The sequence below is a fragment of the Leisingera sp. ANG-M1 genome (assembly GCF_000813745.1).
Classification (GTDB): domain Bacteria; phylum Pseudomonadota; class Alphaproteobacteria; order Rhodobacterales; family Rhodobacteraceae; genus Leisingera.
This window is the reverse complement of sequence record NZ_JWLC01000064.1, coordinates 1-313: the sequence shown is the minus strand read 5'-3', so window position 1 is coordinate 313 and position 313 is coordinate 1. Positions and strand designations below refer to the sequence as shown.

The 313-nt window shown below is 63.3% G+C and carries 1 protein-coding gene; it reads right to left on the bottom strand.

Features of this window, described 5'->3' with window-relative positions; translation table 11 throughout:
• A partial coding sequence (locus RA19_RS25300) for an SDR family NAD(P)-dependent oxidoreductase (protein WP_039168681.1) occupies nt 1-313 on the bottom strand: 313 nt, incomplete at both ends.

Here is a 313-nt window from a genome sequence, read left to right as displayed (position 1 = left end):
CAGCGGGTCCGGCTCAAACACCGCGAAAGTCGAGATATTGATGATCGACCCTCTGCCCTGCGCCGCCATGATGGGCGCCACCAGCCGCGCCGGGCGGATCACATTCATCAGGTAGAACTCCATCCCCAGATGCCAGTCATCATCGCTGATTTCCATGATGTCGCCCTTGGGCCCATGGCCCGCGGAATTGACCAGAACGTCAATGCGGCCCCAGCGGTCCATTGCCTTGTCCACCAGCGCCTGCAGGTCCGCTTGCTCCAAATTAGAGCCTGTGTGGCCGATCCCGCCCAGCTCCTGCGCCAGGGCCTCGCCC